The following is a 16,180-nucleotide window of genomic DNA, read 5'->3' on the forward strand; positions in this document are numbered from 1 at the left end:
TTGCGCGTTTAAAGTGAATTCAGGAACGCCAGCAACGCAGCGCGCTGCTCGGCATCGAAGGTCAATACATGGTCGCGCGCCGCCTGCGCTTCACCGCCGTGCCAGAGCACGGCTTCGAGCAGGTTGCGGGCGCGGCCGTCGTGCAGGTACTGGGTGTGGCCACTGACCGCTTCGCTCAGGCCGATGCCCCACAGCGGCGCGGTACGCCAGTCCTGGCCGTTGGCGGCGAATTCGGTGCGCTCGTCGGCCAGACCCGGGCCCATGTCGTGCAGCAGCAGGTCGCTGTAGGGGCGGATCACCTGGCCGGCCAGTTCGGGTTCGCTGGCGTCGGCGGCGGTGGTGAATTGGGCTGTGTGGCAGCCCTGGCAGCCGGCCTGGAAGAACAGGTTCTTGCCGGCGAGCACCTGTGGGGCGCCGACATCGCGCCGGGCGGGCACGCCGAGGTTGCGGGTGTAGAAGGTCACCAGGCGCAGGATGTTGTCGCTGACTTCCTTTTCGCCGTCGGCGCCGTCGCCATTGGCGGCGGCCAGGCAGTCGCGCTGCGCCGGGGTGCAATCGTCCTTGGGCTGCAGGGTGCTGGTCAGGCCCATGTCGCCGTTGAAGGCGTGCACATTCTGCTGGTTGACGTTGGGCTGCCCGGCTTTCCAGCCGAAACGGCCGATCACGGTGGTGCCCTGGGCGTCGTCCCAGACGCGATTGGCGCGCCCGCGAATGCCATCACGGTTGCGATCGTCCGGGTCTTCGTTGGCCAGGATGTCGGCTTCGGGGATGGCTTCGAGCAGGCCCAGGCCGATCATCGGCGGCGCCACGCGTGCGGAAAAGCGTGTGTCGGGGTGCATCGGCCCGTAGCCGAGCTGGGTGATCTGCAGGGTGGGGCGGCGCAGCTCGACCTGATGGCCATCCTTGAAGGACAGGGTCTGGTTTTCGTAGCTCACCCGCACCTTGCCTTCGGGGACCACGCCTGGAATGGCCATGTCCTGCAACTGGGTGCCGTAGACCGGCTCCGGGACTACGCCCAGACGCTCGATTTCCTTGGCCAGGTAGGGTTGGTCGGGGATCGACAGGCGCACCAGCATCGACACGGCATTGCTGTCACCGGGCTCCGGCGGATGACCGCGGCCGTCGCGCACGTGGCAGTTCTGGCAGGCGTTGGTGTTGAACAGCGGGCCCAGCCCATCGCGCGCGGTGGTGGTGGACGGGGCGATCACCCAGGGGTTGCGGAAGAAGCTGTTGCCGACGGCAAAGTCCAGGCGCCGCTCGGGCGAGAGGTTGGCCGACGGCAGGGAAAAGGCATTGCGATCACTGCGCTGGACAGTCGCCTGGCCGCCGGACAGTGCTTCGCCGGGCTCGGCCTGGGTGAAACGCGGAGCGTCGTCACAGGCGGCGAGGGCGAGGGCCAGCAGCGGAAGGGATAGTCGGGACAGCGACAAGGACATGCAAAATCCTGGGCGTGGGCGAAAAACCGGCGTGCAAGCTTAGCAGGGTGGGGGAGTTTGAATAAGAGCAATTTGCAATTGCTGGATGAAATTGGTGTCAGCATCGGCCTCTTCGCGGGGCAAGCCCGCTCCCACAAATCCTGCCAACACAGTTCATTGTGGGAGCGGGCTTGCCCCGCGAAGAGGCCGCGACTGACAAACAAAAAAGGCGACCCGAAGGCCGCCTCTCTCAAAACACCATAACCGCTGAATCAGAACTCGTGATCAGCAGTGTCCGGGTTCAGGTTGGCAATGCCCAGCTTGCCCGCAGCTTGCTCGATCGCACCAGTCTGCTTGACCAGCGATGCAATGGCATCACGCACGATCTGGTTGCCGGCAGCGTTGTCGGGGGCGATCAGCTGGTCGTAGTGCTCGCCCTTGAGCGCGTGGTCGACCATGACCTGGATCTTCGCCTCGGTGGCTTCCAGGTCGGCCTTGAGGGTGGCGTCGGCGGCAGGGTCGGCCTTGGCCACCAGCGACGACAGGCTCGGGCCGGTCAGCTTGGTGCCGTCGGTGCGGGTGTACTCGCCCAGGTAGACGTTGCGGATACCCTTGGCGTCGTAGAAGTGCGAGTAGTGGGTGTTGTCGCTGAAGCAGTCCTGCTCGTCTTCCGGCGAGTTGGCTTCCAGCGAAACCTTCATGCGCTCGCCGGCCAGTTCGCCCAGCGACAGGCTGCCCATGCCGAACAGCATCTTGCGCAGGCCGTCGGTGACAGGCTCGGCTTCCAGGGTGGCGCGGTAGTTGTCGGCGACGTTCGGCGCCCAGTTGCCGACCATCTCTTCGAGGTCCTTGACCAGCAGCTCGGTGACCGACTTCAGGTAGGCACGGCGACGGTCGTTGTGGCCGCCGGTGGCGCCATTGCCTTCGAGGTAATCGGAAGCTGGGCGGTTGCCCGCGCCTGGGCCGGTGCCGTTGAGGTCCTGGCCCCAGAGCAGGAATTCGATGGCGTGGTAGCCGGTGGCGACGTTGGCTTCGGAACCGCCCAGTTCGTTCAGGCTGGCCAGCTTCTCGGCGGTGATGTCCTTGACGTCGACCTTCTCTTCGCCGACCTGGATCTCGGTGTTGGCGATGATGTTGGCGCTGGCCGCCGGGTTGCCCAGGGCGTGCTCGTAGCTCTTGTCGACGTAGTCGATCAGGCCTTCGTCCAGGGGCCAGGCGTTCACCTGGCCTTCCCAGTCGTCGATGATGGTGTTGCCGAAGCGGAAGGCTTCGCTCTGCAGATACGGAACGCGTGCGGCGGCCCAGGCAGCCTTGGCGGCTTTCAGGGTGTCGTCGTTGGGCGTTGCGAGGAATGCGTCGATGGCGGTTTGCAGGGTCTTGGCGGTGCTCAGCGAGTCGCTGTACACGGCGTAGACCATCTCGGCGTAATGCTTGACCACGGCCTTGCCGGCCGCTTCGTCGACAGCCCCAGGCGCCGCGGCGGTGGTGCTGGCGGCAGCAGGTGCCTGAGCTTGCGGAGCAGCAGCCTTGTCGTCCTTGCTTTCACCACAGCCGGCGAGAGCGATGGCGATGGCCAGCAGACTGGCGGAGGCCAGAGGCATTCGAATCATTATTGGGTTCCCTGCGTCGTGGAGTTGGACAGTGCGCCGTGGCACGTGAAACCGCAACATCATGCGAAAGATTTGCATTTGCTGTAAAGGGGCCAGCACGCAATTCATGTAAATGCGCCACTACAGTGCGGTGACCTGGTTACGCTGGGCCTGGCGCAGGAAACTGGTCAGCTCGCGGGCCGACAGCGGCTTGCTGTAGTGGTAACCCTGACCTTCGTGGCAACCCTGAGCGATGATGTAGGTCTCCTGCTCGGCGGTTTCCACACCCTCGGCGATCACCTGCATGCCCAGGCTCTTGCCGAGCTGGATGATCGCCCGAACGATGGTGGCATCGTCGTCGTCGTCGAGCAGGTCCTGGACGAAGCTCTTGTCGATCTTGATCTTGTCCAGCGGTAGCGATTTGAGGTAGCTCAGCGACGAATAGCCGGTGCCGAAGTCGTCGATGGCGATCATCGCCCCGGAGCGGCGCAGGCTCAGCAGGTGCTGGGCGGCGGTGGTGATGTCCTCCATCAGGCCGGTTTCGGTGACTTCCAGTTCCAGGCTGCGCGGCGGCAGGCGGTAGGCTTGCAGCAGGTTGTTGACCACGCGCGGCAGTTCGTTGTGGTGCAGCTGCACGGTGGACAGGTTGACCGCCATGCGCAGTTCGCTGAAGCCCAGGTCGTGCCATTCGCGCAGTTGCCGGCAGGCCTGGTCGAGCACCCACTCGCCAATGGTGATGATGTAGCCGTTCTGCTCGGCCAGCGGGATGAACTGGTCCGGCGGGACCATGCCCAGCTCCGGGTGCTGCCAGCGCAGCAGGGCTTCGACCCCTACCACGCGGTGGTCGCGGTAGCTGATCTGCGGCTGGTAGACCAGGTACAGCTGGTTGCGCCCGAGCGCTTCGCGCAGGTCTTTTTCCAGCTCGCGGCGGCGGCGCATCTCGCTGTCGACGCTGGCGATGTAGAACTGATAGCGGTTGCGCGAGCGGGCCTTGGCCAGGGTCATGGTCTGCTCGGCTTTTTGCAGGAGTTTTTCGGTGCTGTCGCCGTCTTCGGGGAACAGGGTGATGCCGATCGTGGCGCGCAGGCGAATCTGCTGATGGTCCAGACCGAACGGCACTTCCAGGTCGTCGAGAATGCTCTGGGCCAGCTCCGCAGCCTCGTAGGGTTGCTCGATATTGGCCTGGACCAGGGCGAACTGATCGCCGCCCAGGCGGGCCAGTGCGCCCAGCCTGCCACTGTGCGCCCGCAGGCGGTCGGCCAGGGCCAGCAGCAGCTGGTCGCCGACCTGGTAGCTGAATTGTTCGTTGATGCCCTTGAAGTCGTCCAGGCCTACGCACAATACGGCGACGCGGTGCTGCAGGCGGCCGCCGTCGACCAGGATCTTGTCCAGCTGCTCCTGCAGTTGCTGGCGGTTCGGCAGCCCGGTCAGAAAGTCGTACTGGGCCATGCGCTGCAAGCTGTTTTCGGCCTCATGGCGCAGGTGAGTATTGCGCTCGATGGAGGCCAGCAGTTGGTTGGCCGTGTTGACCCAGATGCCCAGCTCGTTTTTCTCGTGGCCCTTGAGCAGCGGGATCTGGTGCTGGCTGGGGCGGTCGGGGTTGATCTGGGTGAGGTGTTCGATGATCTTCGACAGCGGCTTGGTCAGCAGCCAGTGATAGACCAGATACAGCACCAACCCCATGGCCAGCGCGCGCAGCACGCCGGAGATGAAGATGATGATGGCGTTGATCAGGAAACCTTCGCCATAGGACGCGGTGTCGAGGGTGATGCTCAGGTCGCCGTAGTACTCGCTGTAGGGGCCACGGCCGACCAATTGCGTGGTGTAGGTGCGTTCCTGGCCGAGAATCAGGTCGGTCAGCCAACGCATGGACGCATCCTGCAGCGGCCGGGACTTTTCTGCCAGCATGGTTTCGTTGGGATGGCCGATGGACGCCTGGCGCACCGATCCGTCCTGGAACAGCCCTTCCATCACCTGCATGCCCATTTCCCGGTCGAGGCTGTACACCGCCTGGGTAGAAGGATCGCGGAACATGTCGAGGATGCGCTGGGCGTCATTGTTGACGGTCTGGCGGGTCTTGTAGGTGTCGTAGACGATCTGCGCGCAACTGAGGACGACGCCGACCGCCAGCGCCGAAAGCAGCACGACCCTGAGCAACTTGACCGATAAGCTGTTCCGCAATTCCAGCTTCAATGGGGTTTCCTTAATCCATGCGCATGGCATCATTTTGCCATTAACGTTGGCAATACACTATTGGCCGGTAGGGCTGTCCTGAGCAGTGTATCGGTTGCTTGACCCTGCAACTTGAGTGCGCTGTAGCGAACGTCCAGACGTTTGATGTTAGCGCGCTATACGGGCTGAGCAAGAGCCGCGCAAAAAACTGAATATTGGATCCAAACCGCACAAAAAAACCCGGCACATGGCCGGGTTTTCTGTTCAAGGCATGAGTACTCAGGCCTTGAAGGTCTTGCCTTCGAACTGTTCGGCAACGAAGGCCCAGTTGACCAGGTTCCAGAACGCCTCGACGTACTTCGGACGCAGGTTGCGGTAGTCGATGTAGTAGGCGTGTTCCCAGACGTCGCAGGTCAGCAGCGGGGTGTCGCCGCTGGTCAGCGGGCAGCCGGCGCCGATGGTGCTGGCCAGGGCCAGGGAACCGTCGGCCTTCTTCACCAGCCAGCCCCAGCCGGAACCGAAGGTGCCAACCGAAGTCTTGGTGAACTCTTCCTTGAACTTGTCGAAGGAACCGAAGGCGGCGTTGATGGCTTCTGCCAGGGCACCGGTAGGCTGGCCACCGCCGTTTGGCGACAGGCAGTTCCAGTAGAAGGTGTGGTTCCAGACCTGAGCGGCGTTGTTGAAGATGCCGCCCGAAGAGCTCTTGACGATCTCTTCCAGGGTCTTGCCTTCGAATTCGGTGCCTGGGACCAGGTTGTTCAGGTTCACGACATAGGTGTTGTGGTGCTTGTCGTGGTGATACTCCAGGGTTTCCTTGGAGATGTGCGGCTGCAGGGCATCGTGGGCGTACGGCAGCGGCGGCAATTCAAAAGCCATGGTGGATCTCCTGATTCAGGTCTAGTTCGCGGTTTGCGCAGGGCCGATCACGGGCGGCCCTATGTGCGTCGGCGAGTTTGTACTCTTTGCGACGCAAGGGCTGGATCATAGCACCAGCCCCGGCGCATAACCACGCAACAAAGATAGGGAATAGAGGTTCCAGAGCGGTTGGCCGGCGCCGACCGGCGGCCTTCAATTGAAGATCAGCTGCGCTGCCACGGCGAACATCATCACCGCGACCATCAGGTCGAGCATGCGCCAGGTGGCCGGGCGCGCCAGCCACGGTGCGAGCCACGCGGCACCGATCGCCAGGGTCGAGAACCACACCAGCGAGGCACTGGCGGCACCGGCCACGTAGGCGCCAGGGACGCTCTGCTGGGCGCCGAGCGAACCGATCAGCAACACCGTGTCGAGGTAGACGTGCGGGTTGAGCAAGGTCACCGCCAGCGCGCTGAGCAGCACCGCGCGCCGCGAGCGCACGCCCTGGCCTTCCTGGTGTTGCAGGCTCTGTTTGGAGCAAGCGCTGCGCAGCGCCTTGGCGCCGTACCAGATCAGGAACACCGCGCCACCCCAGCGGGCGATCGCCAGCAGCGTCGGGTTGTGCGCCAGCACCGTGGCCAGGCCGAATACCCCGGCCGCCACCAACAGCGCATCGCAGACGATGCACAGCGCTGCCACCGGCAGATGATGTTCACGGCGCAGGCTTTGCGCCAGGACGAAGGCGTTTTGCGCGCCGATGGCCATGATCAGGCCGAAGGCGACCAGCATGCCGTTCAGATAGCTTTGCCACATGGCACATACTCCCTAAAGATGCTAGCTATTGTGAAGATCGGCGATGTATAAGAAAAACCAATAAAGCTCATCCATCATTAGGAAAATCGATGTTCGACTACAAGCTGCTTGCTGCCCTGGCGGCGGTGATCGAGCAAGGTGGTTTCGAGCGAGGCGCGCAGGTTTTGGGGCTGTCGCAATCGGCCATTTCCCAGCGCATCAAGCTGCTGGAGGCGCGGGTCGGCCAGCCAGTGTTGGTGCGCGCCACGCCGCCGAGCCCGACCGAAGTCGGCCGCCAGTTGCTCAACCATGTGCAGCAGGTGCGCCTGCTCGAACGTGACCTGCAGCGCCAGGTGCCGGCACTGGACGAGGAGGGCATGCCGGAGCGCCTGCGCATCGCGCTCAACGCCGACAGCCTGGCCACCTGGTGGGCGGGTGCGGTGGGCACCTTCTGCGCCGAACATCAATTGCTCACCGATCTGGTGGTGGAAGATCAGGAGGTCGGCCTCAAGCGCATGCGCGCCGGTGAAGTGGCGGCCTGCCTGTGTGGCAGCGAGCGGCCAGTGGCTGGCGCGCGCAGCCTGCCGCTGGGCGCCATGCGCTATCGGGCGCTGGCCAGCCCGGCGTTCATGGCGCGGTATTTCCCGCAGGGGTTCGACGCCAGGCGCCTGGCGCGCACGCCGGCCATTGTCTATGGCCCGGACGATTTCCTGCAGCACCGTTACCTGGCGTCGCTGGGGATCGAGGAGGGTTTCCTGCATCATCTCTGCCCGTCGTCCGAAGGTTTCCTACGCATGACCGAAGCTGGCCTGGGTTGGGGCCTGGTGCCCGAGTTGCAGGCGCGCGAACAGCTGGCGGACGGCAAACTGGTGGAAATATCTGCCGATACCCCTATCGATGTGCCGCTGTACTGGCATCATTGGCGCAATGGCGGGCAACTGCTCGCGCAACTGACCGAACACCTGCGGCACACGGCACGGCATTGGCTGGTGCCGTTGTAACGGCGGCTGGCGTCTGTTGCATCTGAAATCTGAGGCGGAGTGTTACATGCGAATTCTGGTCACGGGCGCGAGCGGCTTCATCGGTGGGCGCTTTGCACGCTTTGCCCTGGAGCAGGGCCTGGATGTGCGGGTCAGCGGCCGACGCGCCGAGGGCGTCGAGCACCTGGTCAAGCGCGGTGCGCAGTTTATCCCCGGCGACCTGGGCGATGCCGAACTGGCCCGGCGCTTGTGTCAGGGCGTCGAGGCGGTGGTGCATTGCGCTGGCGCGGTAGGCAACTGGGGGCGCTACCAGGACTTTTATCAAGGCAATGTGGCGGTCACCGAGAACGTCGTCGAAGGGTGCCTGAAGGAGCATGTGCGGCGCCTGGTGCACCTGTCATCGCCGTCGATCTACTTCAATGGCCGCTCGCGTCTGGATATCCGCGAAGACCAGGTGCCGCGCCGTTTTCACGACCACTATGGGCAGACCAAGTACCTGGCCGAGCAGAAAGTCTTCGGTGCCCAGGAGTTCGGCCTTGAAGTCTTGGCGCTGCGCCCGCGTTTCGTCACCGGCGCCGGTGATGCCAGCATTTTCCCACGCTTGATGCAGATGCAGCGCAAGGGCCGCGTGGCGATCATCGGCAATGGCCTCAACAAGGTCGACTTCACCAGCGTGCACAACCTCAACGAAGCGCTGCTCAGTGCGCTGTTCGCCGATGACCGCGCCCTGGGCCAGGCCTACAACATCAGCAACGGCCAGCCGCTGCCGCTGTGGGATGTGGTCAACTACGTGATGCGTCAGATGCAGCTGCCGCAGGTCACCCGCTACCGGTCCTATGGCCTGGCCTACAGTGTGGCCGCGCTGAACGAGGCAGCCTGCATGCTCTGGCCCGGGCGGCCGCAACCGACACTGTCGCGCCTGGGCATGCAGGTGATGAGCCGCGATTTCACCTTGGACATCAGCCGTGCACGACAATACCTGGATTACCAGCCCAAGGTCAGCCTGTGGACGGCGCTGGATGAATTCTGCGCCTGGTGGAAGCACCAGCCACTGGGCCAGTGAACCTGGCGCAGGGATGATGGTCATCAGTGCGCCGCGTTAGCGGTTTATAATCATGCCTCTTTGCTATTACTGCGGTTGAAACCATCCATGCGCAACGATGCCCACGACGATTTTGATGATGTGCCAGCCCTGCGGGCCGGTACCCCTGATGATGATGAGCTTCTGCCTGCACGCGTGTCGCGCAACCGGCAGAAGGCCGCCAAACCGGCCAGCACTGGGCCGCTGTGGGCGCTGCTCGGCGCCTCGTTCATTGCTCTGGCCGGGCTTGGCTGGTGGAGTTTTCAGCAGATTTCGCTGATGGAGCAGCAGTTGGTGGCCACCCAGGAAAGCTTCGCCCGCATCAGCGAAGAAGCGGCGGGTCGCCTGCAGGCGATCAGCGGCAAGGTCGAGGCCAGTGAGTCCACGAGCACCACCGGCAGCGAGGCCCTGAAGCTGCAGATTCGCCAGTTGCAGGCCAGCCTGGCCGAACAGGGCAAGCAACAGCAGGGCGTGGCCGGGCAGGCGGGGGATTTGGGCAAGCGTCTGGAGCAGGTGCTGGCCGATACCCGCGAGCAGCAGAAAGCCGTGACTGAACTGCAGACTCAATTACAGGCGCAATTGAAGGCCGTCAACAGCGAGCTGGCGGCACTGAAGTCGGGCCAGGTGGACGGCGGCAAGCTCGACGGGCAACTCAAGAGCCTGAGCGACGAGGTGGCAGCGCTGAAGAAGCAGGGCAACCCCAAAGCGGCCATCGAGAGCCTTGAGCAAGACTTGTTGGTGTTGAAGAGCCAGGTGGAGAATCGCCCGGCGGCGGCGGCCAGTGGTGCTTCGGTGCAGGAGTTCGATGCGTTTCGTGGGCAGACTACGCGTAACCTGAATACCCTGCAGAGCCAGATCCAGAACCTGCAGCAGCAGATCAACGCAAGGCCTAGCAGATGAGAACCTCTGTGGGAGCAACTGTCTTCCACAAGACTTAAAAAGCTGCGCGGATTGAGCTGTGGGAGCGGCTTTAGCCGCGAACACGGGCGTAGCCCGTGCCATACACCGCGGTGCCTGCTTCGCGGATGAATCCGCTCCTACAGGTTGCTCGCTACTCGATTACAACCGCGGATAATCGATGTAGCCCACCGGCCCCTTGGCATAGAAGGTTTCCGGATGTGCCTGGTTCAACGGCGCATCCGCCGCCAGCCGCGCCGGCAAATCCGGGTTGGCAATGAACGGCACGCCAAACGCCACCGCATCGGCCTTACCGCTGGCCAATGCTGCATTCGCGCTGGCTTTGTCGAAACGTTCGTTGACGATGTAAGGGCCGCCGAAGGCTTCTTTGATCAACGACCCGATGCTGTCGTCAGCCTCCTTTTCCCGCGAGCAGATGAAGGCGATGCCGCGTTTGCCCAGTTCTCGTGCCACATAGCTGAACGTCTCGGCGCGGTCGGCGTCGCCCATGTCATGGGAGTCGGCACGCGGCGCCAGGTGCACGCCGACGCGGCCTGCGCCCCACACCTCGATGGCCACGTCAGTCACTTCCAGCAGCAGGCGAGCGCGGTTTTCCAGCGAGCCACCGTAGCGGTCGGTGCGCTGGTTGGTGCTGCTCTGCAGGAACTGGTCGAGCAGGTAGCCGTTGGCACCATGTATTTCCACGCCATCGAAACCGGCAGCCTTGGCGTTCTCGGCGCCGCTGCGGTAAGCCTCGACGATGTCGGCGATTTCTTCGGTTTCCAAGGCGCGTGGGGTGGGGTACTCGGTGATCGGGCGCACCAGGCTGACATGGCCTTTGGGCTGGATGGCGCTGGGCGCCACGGGCAGCTCGCCGTTCAGGTAGCTAGGGTGCGAGATGCGCCCTACATGCCAGAGTTGCAGGAAGATCCGCCCGCCAGCACCGTGCACGGCTTTGGTGATGTTGTTCCAGCCGCGTACTTGCTGATCATTCCAGATGCCAGGCGTGTCGGGATAACCGACGCCCATTGGCGTCACCGAGGTCGCTTCGCTGAGGATCAGCCCGGCGCTGGCGCGCTGCACGTAGTACTCGGCCATCAGCGCGTTGGGAATGCGCCCTTCATCGGCGCGGCAGCGGGTCAGCGGGGCCATGATGATGCGGTTGGGCAGTTGCACGTCGCCCAGGGTGATCGGATCGAAAAGCGTGGTCATAAGGTTTACCTGCTTTGTCAGAGTGCTTGGCGCAGTTGTTCGAGGAATGCCTGGATGGCGGCTTCGTTACGTTTGAAGAAGTGCCACTGGCCGACTTTCTGGCTGCTGATCAACCCGGCGCGCTGCAAAGTTGCCAGGTGGGCCGAGACGGTCGACTGGGACAGACCGCAGCGTTGATCGATCTGCCCGGCACACACGCCGTTCTCAAGGCTGTGGTGCTGGGCGGGGAAGTGCGCTGCCGGGTCTTTCAGCCAGTGGAGGATTTCTCGGCGGACTGGGTGGGCCAGGGCTTTTATTATTTCGTCGAGGTCGAGAGGCATGGTTATCAGGCTCGTGGTGTAGCGGTATATCGCGATGGGACGAAATATAAATCGGACTTTGGCGATATAGAAATATGAAGAGGTTCTGAGCTGAGCACGAATCGCTATATCGCGTTACAACGATATGCTGTTGCCGGGTGCTAGACTGGTGCCATGAACTACCTTGCACACCTGCACCTGGGCGGCCCCGCGCCGCAACAACTGCTCGGCAGCCTGTATGGCGATTTCGTCAAGGGTTCGCTGGAAGGGCGCTTTGCGCCGGAACTGGAAGCGGCAATCCGCCTGCACCGGCATATCGACAGTTATACCGATCGGCACCCGTTGGTGCTGGCGGCGCTGGCGCGGTTTCCCCGTGAGCGCCGACGATATGCGGGGATCGTGCTGGACGTGTTCTTCGACCATTGCCTGGCACGGCATTGGGGTGACTATGCCGAACAGCCGCTGGCGCAGTTCACCGGGGCGTTCTATCGCGTGCTGCTGGCAGAGCCGGAATTGCCAGGGCGGCTGGCGCGGATTGCGCCGTTCATGGCAGCGGATGACTGGCTGGGGGCGTATGGCGATTTCGCCACGCTGGAGCAAGTGTTCAACGGTATCGGGCGGCGTTTGTCGCGGCCCGAGGGGATGGTTGGGGTGATGGGGGAGTTGGAGCGGTTGTATGAACCGCTGCTGGCGGATTTTCGTGAGTTCTATCCGCAGCTGCAGGTGTTTGCCGCTGAGCAGAGGGCTTCTACTTGAGCAATGTGGTGTGCGTGCCGGCCCTTCGCGGCTGAAGCCGCTCCTGCAGGTGCCCACCATCCTGGAGCGGCTTCAGCCGCGAAGGGCCAGAACAGACAGCCAAAAAATCAAGCAGCCCGAGCCTGCCGGCGTGGTGCCAATTCAACCTCATCAACCCCGAACAGCGCCATGTGAATGGCCTGCTGCGCCTGAAACGCCAACACCGCACGTTCCTTTTCCACGCTGCAGATCGGCTGCAACAGCTGAATGCAAACCTCACCCCGAGGTTCAGCGAACAGGCGCATCAAGTGCGATACGAGATCATCATCGCCAATGAACGGAGCAATCGGATCCGCCTCGCCATTGCGCGAATATTGAATGGCCACCGGTTGCACCGCCACACCCTTATCGATTGCACCGGCCAGCAACCGACCATGGAACGTGCGCAGTTGCCGCCCATTGGTCGTGGTGCCTTCAGGGAAGATCAACAGCGGCCGGGCGTCGTTCAGTTGTTCGCTGATCTGCTCGCGAAGACGCTGGGCGTCGCCGCCACCGCGGCGAATGAACAATGTACCGGCCTTTTCCGCCAGCCAGCCGGCCACCGGCCAATGGCGCACTTCGGCCTTGGACAGAAACGACAACGGCAGCAACATGCCGAGCAGTGGGATATCGGTCCAGGAGACATGATTGCTGACCCACAGCATCGGCCGTTTGGGCAACTCGCCGATCACCCGCACCTCGAAGGGCAGCGCAGCGACCAGGCGTTTCATGAACAGGCAGGTCCAGCGCTGGCGGCGTTCGCTGGACGCCTTCAGGCCCAGGCGTTCACCACAGGCGATCACGCTGGCCATGAGCATGCCGAACAAAAGCACCAGCAACAGCCTTGCGAGGCGGGCGCACACCCGCAGCTTGGGCATCAGACCGCCGCCTTGAAGTGGCGGGCGTAGCGCGGGCAAAGGTCGTCGCGCTTGAGCAGGATGAACACATCGGCGACCTGGAAGTCTTCGTCCCAGCACGGCTCGCCACAGATCTTCGCGCCCAGGCGCATGTAGGCCTTGAGCAGCGGTGGCATTTCGGCGATGACGTTGCCGGGCAGGGCCAGGCTCGGCAACGGTTTTTTCGGTTCGGCGCGCAGGTGTTCGGTGCACAGGTAGCGCTCGCGCAGGCGCTGCATGATCGCGTGGGCTTGCACACCACCGTCCTGCATGGGGATGCTGGCGCAGCCCATCAGGTAGCTGTAGCGGCCTTCGTTGAGCACCTCGGCCAACTCGCCCCAGAGCACGGCAATGGTGCCACCGTTGCGGTACTCGGCGGCGACGCAGGTGCGGCCCAGTTCGAGGATCGGGCCCTGCAGTTGTAGCAGGCCATGCAGGCTGAATTCTTCTTCGCTGTAGAAGCGCCCCAGGCTGCTGGCGGCCTGGTGGTCGAGCAGGCGGGTGGTGGCGACCAGTTCGCCGGTGCTCAAGTCGCGAACGCCGATGTGTTGGCAGTGGACATCGTAATCGTCCATATCAAGGCCCTGGTCGGCGCCTTTGAGCTTGGCCTTGAATTCTGCGCTGAACACCTTGTAGCGCAGGGCCTGTGCTTCCTGCAGGGCCACAGCGCCGACCAGGCGCTCGGCTTGCAGACGGCGTTCAGTGCTGTTGTCGCCAGAGCGAGCGATCCGAGTCATTGCGAGTCTCCATAAGCCAGCCATGAAGGGTTGCGGCCGGTCGGCTTTGTTGTGCAAAGTCAGCCTAGGTAGGCGCGGTGTCACCCCTGTGAATCTTTGGTGATGCTTGCGTGACACCCCACAACAGCCCTTCGAGGAGCGTCCGATGGCCTGGTTGCAACGACTCAACGATCCCCTCCGCCAGCCCCTGGCTGGCACTCTGGGCGAAGCCTATGCCGCGCAGCTCGAGCACCTGGGCGCAGTCACCCCATTTGAACTGGCGGTGCTCGGCGGGCGCGCCATGGCCACCCCCGGGCTGGCGTTTCTCATCGGCTACCAGGCCGCCTTGCGCATGCTCTGGCCCAGCGCCCCGGCCAGCCTCGGCGCGCTGTGTGCAACGGAGCGGCGCAGCGTGCGCCCGGCGGACATGCAAACCCGCCTGGAGGGGCTGCGCCTGACCGGCAGCAAGGACTTCGTCACAGCAGGGCTCGATGCCGAATGGCTGCTGGTGGCGGCGCGCAGCGAGGGGCGGGGTGAAGCGCCACGGCTGAATTTGGCAGTGGTCTACCCAGGCGAGCATGGGGTGGCCCTGGAGCCTTTGCCGACCCTGCCGGTGATGCCCGAGGTCGGCCACGGCCGCCTGCACCTGCAGCAGGCGGCCTGCGAGCTGCTGGCCGGCGATGGCTGGGACGCATACGTCAAACCGTTCCGTTCGCTGGAAGACCTGTACGTGCTGGCGGCGATGGTGGCTTGGCTGTACGGGGTGGGGCAGGAGTGCGGCTGGCCGCAGCAGTTGCGCCTGCGCCTGCTCGGCGTGCTGGCGGGGTGCGCCGAGGCTAGCCGCCAATGTGCCGATAGCGTGGGTTGCCACTTGCTGTTGGGCGGTCTGTTCGCACAGTTTCACGACCTCAAGGGGCCGATAGACCAGGCGCTGGCGGCGGGGCCGGCACAGTGGGCACAGCTCTGGCAGCGGGATCAGGGGGTGATGGCGCTGGCTGGCGCAGCGCGGGAAAAACGCTTGGCCAAGGCCTGGAGTGCTGCCGGATTGTCATGAACGCCTGCCAGCATCGGCAGCACCTATGAACCTTGGGGCTGCATACGATGAAGGCGTGGTTGCTGATCCTGATAATGGCTGCAGGCGCTGCCAGGGCCGAGGGCTGGCCCATACCGGATTGGCAGGTCGACAAACGCGACGTCGATTGGCAGGCAGTCGACGCGTATGTCTTCCCGCCGCGCACTGCCAGTGCGCGTAGTGGTATCCGCAGCGACGCCCTGCTGATCATCCGAGACGGCCACATCGTTCACGAGCGTTACGCGGCACCCACTACGGCAAGCACCGCTCATCTCACCTGGTCGGTGAGCAAGAGCGTGCTGGCAACGGTGCTGGGCGTTGCCCAGGCCGAAGGGCGCTTCCAGCTGAAGGATGCTGCGGCGCGCTTTTACTCTCCGATGCAGGCGCATCCGGATGTGCGCCTGGTCGATCTGCTGCACTGGGCCAGTGGCCTGGACTGGCAGGAGGACTACGAATACGCGCCGCTGAAATCCTCGGTGGTGGCCATGCTCTACACCCGTGGCCACACCGACATGGCGAGCTATACCGCTGCGCACGCGGCCGTCGCAAAGCCGGGTGAGCGGTTTCTGTATTCCAGTGGCGACAGCAATGTATTGGCCGCCGCCTTGCGCGGCATGCTCGACCCCGGCGCCTATGCCGATTACCCCTGGCAGGCGCTGTTCACCCCGCTGGGCATCGGCAACGCGGTGTGGGAGCGCGACGGCTCGGGCACCTTCGTCGGCTCTTCCTACCTGTACCTCACTGCTCGCGACCTGGCGCGCATCGGTCTGTTGATGCAGCGTGAAGGGCGCTGGGCTGATCGCCAGCTGTTGCCGGCCAGCTGGGTAACCTTCAACCGCACGCTGTTCAGCCAGGCCCAGGCCATTCCCGGCGAAGCCAACCCCGGCGGCCACTGGTGGCTCAACCAGCCACGCAAGGGCAGTGCGGTGCCCTGGCCCGATGCACCGACAGACACTTATGCCGCCCTCGGCCACTTGGGTCAGGCGTTGTATGTGTTGCCGAAACAGAAGCTGGTGATCGTCCGCTATGCCGATGACCGCGATGGCAGCTATAGCCATAACGAACTGCTCAAGCGCGTGTTGGCGGCGCTGGCCAAGGAGGGCGCATGAAGCGTCTCCTGTTACTGGTGGTCGTGGCCCTGCTCGGCTGGGCGTGGCTGGAGCGTCAGGCTTTGGCGGATTTCCCTGGCATCCTCTCGGCCTATTCGGCCAAGGAATACTGCTCGTGCCGCTTTGTGATGGGCTTCGACCAAGCCTATTGCCGAGGTTACGTAAAGCAATGGCTGCCGCTGAGCACCCTGGAAGAAGACGTCGCCCAACGCCTGATTACCGCCGAGGGCCTCGGCCAGCGCAACCAGGCCGCCTGGCAGTCCGCGCAGGCGGGCTGCCGCTTGCTGCCGTGAAGGCGGGCGGTTAAGGTTGACGGTCTGG

16 protein-coding genes are annotated in these 16,180 nt (G+C 63.8%); 7 read left to right on the forward strand and 9 right to left on the reverse strand.

Annotated elements, in window-relative coordinates:
- Window positions 1-8: 8 nt before the first annotated feature.
- The 5 genes from ACIPZF_RS13860 to ACIPZF_RS13880 all read right to left on the reverse strand — a co-directional run bounded on the left by ACIPZF_RS13860 (window position 9) and on the right by ACIPZF_RS13880 (window position 6,844).
- Window positions 9-1,436 carry a di-heme oxidoredictase family protein gene (locus tag ACIPZF_RS13860; protein ID WP_400800084.1) on the reverse strand — a complete coding sequence of 476 codons (1,428 nt, stop codon included), beginning with the start codon at window positions 1,434-1,436 and terminating at the stop codon, window positions 9-11.
- A 251-nt stretch (window positions 1,437-1,687) separates the two neighbouring features.
- A complete protein-coding gene (locus tag ACIPZF_RS13865; protein ID WP_400800085.1) occupies window positions 1,688-3,025 on the reverse strand; it encodes an imelysin family protein in 1,338 nt (445 codons plus the stop codon).
- Window positions 3,026-3,145: 120 nt separating this feature from the next.
- A complete protein-coding gene (locus tag ACIPZF_RS13870) occupies window positions 3,146-5,197 on the reverse strand; it encodes a putative bifunctional diguanylate cyclase/phosphodiesterase (protein WP_400800087.1) in 2,052 nt (683 codons plus the stop codon).
- A gap of 258 nt (window positions 5,198-5,455) precedes the next feature.
- Window positions 5,456-6,052: a superoxide dismutase gene (locus ACIPZF_RS13875; protein ID WP_012312902.1), complete on the reverse strand. Its 597-nt coding sequence runs from the start codon at window positions 6,050-6,052 to the stop codon at window positions 5,456-5,458.
- 192 nt (window positions 6,053-6,244) lie between these two features.
- On the reverse strand, window positions 6,245-6,844 hold the full coding sequence (locus ACIPZF_RS13880; RefSeq protein ID WP_400800089.1) for a LysE/ArgO family amino acid transporter: 600 nt from the start codon (window positions 6,842-6,844) through the stop codon (window positions 6,245-6,247).
- Window positions 6,845-6,933: 89 nt separating this feature from the next.
- Between ACIPZF_RS13880 and ACIPZF_RS13885 the strand changes: the two genes are divergently transcribed.
- From ACIPZF_RS13885 to ACIPZF_RS13895, 3 genes are all read left to right on the forward strand, one after another.
- Window positions 6,934-7,824: a LysR family transcriptional regulator ArgP gene (locus tag ACIPZF_RS13885; protein WP_400800092.1), complete on the forward strand. Its 891-nt coding sequence runs from the start codon at window positions 6,934-6,936 to the stop codon at window positions 7,822-7,824.
- A gap of 46 nt (window positions 7,825-7,870) precedes the next feature.
- Window positions 7,871-8,866 (forward strand): NAD-dependent epimerase/dehydratase family protein, encoded by a 996-nt coding sequence (locus tag ACIPZF_RS13890; RefSeq protein WP_400800095.1) that lies wholly within the window; start codon window positions 7,871-7,873, stop codon window positions 8,864-8,866.
- 87 nt (window positions 8,867-8,953) lie between these two features.
- Window positions 8,954-9,784: an ATPase gene (locus tag ACIPZF_RS13895; protein WP_400800098.1), complete on the forward strand. Its 831-nt coding sequence runs from the start codon at window positions 8,954-8,956 to the stop codon at window positions 9,782-9,784.
- A 159-nt stretch (window positions 9,785-9,943) separates the two neighbouring features.
- On the opposite strand, the gene ACIPZF_RS13900 is transcribed toward ACIPZF_RS13895, so the two are convergent.
- Together ACIPZF_RS13900 and ACIPZF_RS13905 are read right to left on the reverse strand one after the other, a co-directional pair.
- Window positions 9,944-10,993: an alkene reductase gene (locus tag ACIPZF_RS13900; protein WP_400800101.1), complete on the reverse strand. Its 1,050-nt coding sequence runs from the start codon at window positions 10,991-10,993 to the stop codon at window positions 9,944-9,946.
- 17 nt (window positions 10,994-11,010) lie between these two features.
- Window positions 11,011-11,313 carry an ArsR/SmtB family transcription factor gene (locus tag ACIPZF_RS13905; protein WP_400800104.1) on the reverse strand — a complete coding sequence of 101 codons (303 nt, stop codon included), beginning with the start codon at window positions 11,311-11,313 and terminating at the stop codon, window positions 11,011-11,013.
- A gap of 153 nt (window positions 11,314-11,466) precedes the next feature.
- Here ACIPZF_RS13905 and ACIPZF_RS13910 point away from each other — a divergent pair, with 153 nt between their 5' ends.
- Window positions 11,467-12,048 carry an ACP phosphodiesterase gene (locus ACIPZF_RS13910; protein WP_400800107.1) on the forward strand — a complete coding sequence of 194 codons (582 nt, stop codon included), beginning with the start codon at window positions 11,467-11,469 and terminating at the stop codon, window positions 12,046-12,048.
- 107 nt (window positions 12,049-12,155) lie between these two features.
- Here the strand turns inward: ACIPZF_RS13910 and ACIPZF_RS13915 are convergent, their stop codons facing one another.
- Both ACIPZF_RS13915 and olsB read right to left on the reverse strand, forming a co-directional pair.
- Window positions 12,156-12,944, reverse strand: coding sequence for a lysophospholipid acyltransferase family protein (locus ACIPZF_RS13915; protein WP_400800109.1), 789 nt, complete (start codon window positions 12,942-12,944; stop codon window positions 12,156-12,158).
- Window positions 12,944-13,699, reverse strand: coding sequence for an L-ornithine N(alpha)-acyltransferase (gene olsB / locus ACIPZF_RS13920; RefSeq protein ID WP_400800112.1), 756 nt, complete (start codon window positions 13,697-13,699; stop codon window positions 12,944-12,946). Before olsB ends, ACIPZF_RS13915 begins: the two co-directional genes overlap by 1 nt.
- 145 nt (window positions 13,700-13,844) lie before the next feature.
- Between olsB and ACIPZF_RS13925 the strand changes: the two genes are divergently transcribed.
- Genes ACIPZF_RS13925 through ACIPZF_RS13935 form a run of 3 tightly spaced genes read left to right on the forward strand, consistent with a single transcriptional unit; the run spans window position 13,845 to window position 16,152 of the window.
- Window positions 13,845-14,732 (forward strand): acyl-CoA dehydrogenase, encoded by an 888-nt coding sequence (locus ACIPZF_RS13925; protein WP_400800115.1) that lies wholly within the window; start codon window positions 13,845-13,847, stop codon window positions 14,730-14,732.
- A gap of 47 nt (window positions 14,733-14,779) precedes the next feature.
- A complete protein-coding gene (locus tag ACIPZF_RS13930; RefSeq protein WP_400800118.1) occupies window positions 14,780-15,859 on the forward strand; it encodes a serine hydrolase domain-containing protein in 1,080 nt (359 codons plus the stop codon).
- Window positions 15,856-16,152, forward strand: a complete 297-nt coding sequence (locus ACIPZF_RS13935) for an amidase (RefSeq protein WP_400800121.1) — start codon at window positions 15,856-15,858, stop codon at window positions 16,150-16,152. Before ACIPZF_RS13930 ends, ACIPZF_RS13935 begins: the two co-directional genes overlap by 4 nt.
- Window positions 16,153-16,180 lie beyond the last annotated feature (28 nt).

This window comes from Pseudomonas sp. NPDC089752 (assembly GCF_044748725.1).
GTDB lineage: Bacteria > Pseudomonadota > Gammaproteobacteria > Pseudomonadales > Pseudomonadaceae > Aquipseudomonas.

What these genes read in the sequence shown, in the direction of transcription:
- ACIPZF_RS13860 (WP_400800084.1), bottom strand. Translation starts at nt 1,436, where the DNA reads ATGTCCTTGTCGCTGTCCCGACTATCCCTTCCGCTGCTGGCCCTCGCC.
- ACIPZF_RS13865 (WP_400800085.1), bottom strand. Translation starts at nt 3,025, where the DNA reads ATGATTCGAATGCCTCTGGCCTCCGCCAGTCTGCTGGCCATCGCCATC.
- ACIPZF_RS13875 (WP_012312902.1), bottom strand. Translation starts at nt 6,052, where the DNA reads ATGGCTTTTGAATTGCCGCCGCTGCCGTACGCCCACGATGCCCTGCAG.
- ACIPZF_RS13880 (WP_400800089.1), bottom strand. Translation starts at nt 6,844, where the DNA reads ATGTGGCAAAGCTATCTGAACGGCATGCTGGTCGCCTTCGGCCTGATC.
- ACIPZF_RS13885 (WP_400800092.1), top strand. Translation starts at nt 6,934, where the DNA reads ATGTTCGACTACAAGCTGCTTGCTGCCCTGGCGGCGGTGATCGAGCAA.
- ACIPZF_RS13890 (WP_400800095.1), top strand. Translation starts at nt 7,871, where the DNA reads ATGCGAATTCTGGTCACGGGCGCGAGCGGCTTCATCGGTGGGCGCTTT.
- ACIPZF_RS13895 (WP_400800098.1), top strand. Translation starts at nt 8,954, where the DNA reads ATGCGCAACGATGCCCACGACGATTTTGATGATGTGCCAGCCCTGCGG.
- ACIPZF_RS13900 (WP_400800101.1), bottom strand. Translation starts at nt 10,993, where the DNA reads ATGACCACGCTTTTCGATCCGATCACCCTGGGCGACGTGCAACTGCCC.
- ACIPZF_RS13905 (WP_400800104.1), bottom strand. Translation starts at nt 11,313, where the DNA reads ATGCCTCTCGACCTCGACGAAATAATAAAAGCCCTGGCCCACCCAGTC.
- ACIPZF_RS13910 (WP_400800107.1), top strand. Translation starts at nt 11,467, where the DNA reads ATGAACTACCTTGCACACCTGCACCTGGGCGGCCCCGCGCCGCAACAA.
- ACIPZF_RS13915 (WP_400800109.1), bottom strand. Translation starts at nt 12,944, where the DNA reads ATGCCCAAGCTGCGGGTGTGCGCCCGCCTCGCAAGGCTGTTGCTGGTG.
- olsB (WP_400800112.1), bottom strand. Translation starts at nt 13,699, where the DNA reads ATGACTCGGATCGCTCGCTCTGGCGACAACAGCACTGAACGCCGTCTG.
- ACIPZF_RS13925 (WP_400800115.1), top strand. Translation starts at nt 13,845, where the DNA reads ATGGCCTGGTTGCAACGACTCAACGATCCCCTCCGCCAGCCCCTGGCT.
- ACIPZF_RS13930 (WP_400800118.1), top strand. Translation starts at nt 14,780, where the DNA reads ATGAAGGCGTGGTTGCTGATCCTGATAATGGCTGCAGGCGCTGCCAGG.
- ACIPZF_RS13935 (WP_400800121.1), top strand. Translation starts at nt 15,856, where the DNA reads ATGAAGCGTCTCCTGTTACTGGTGGTCGTGGCCCTGCTCGGCTGGGCG.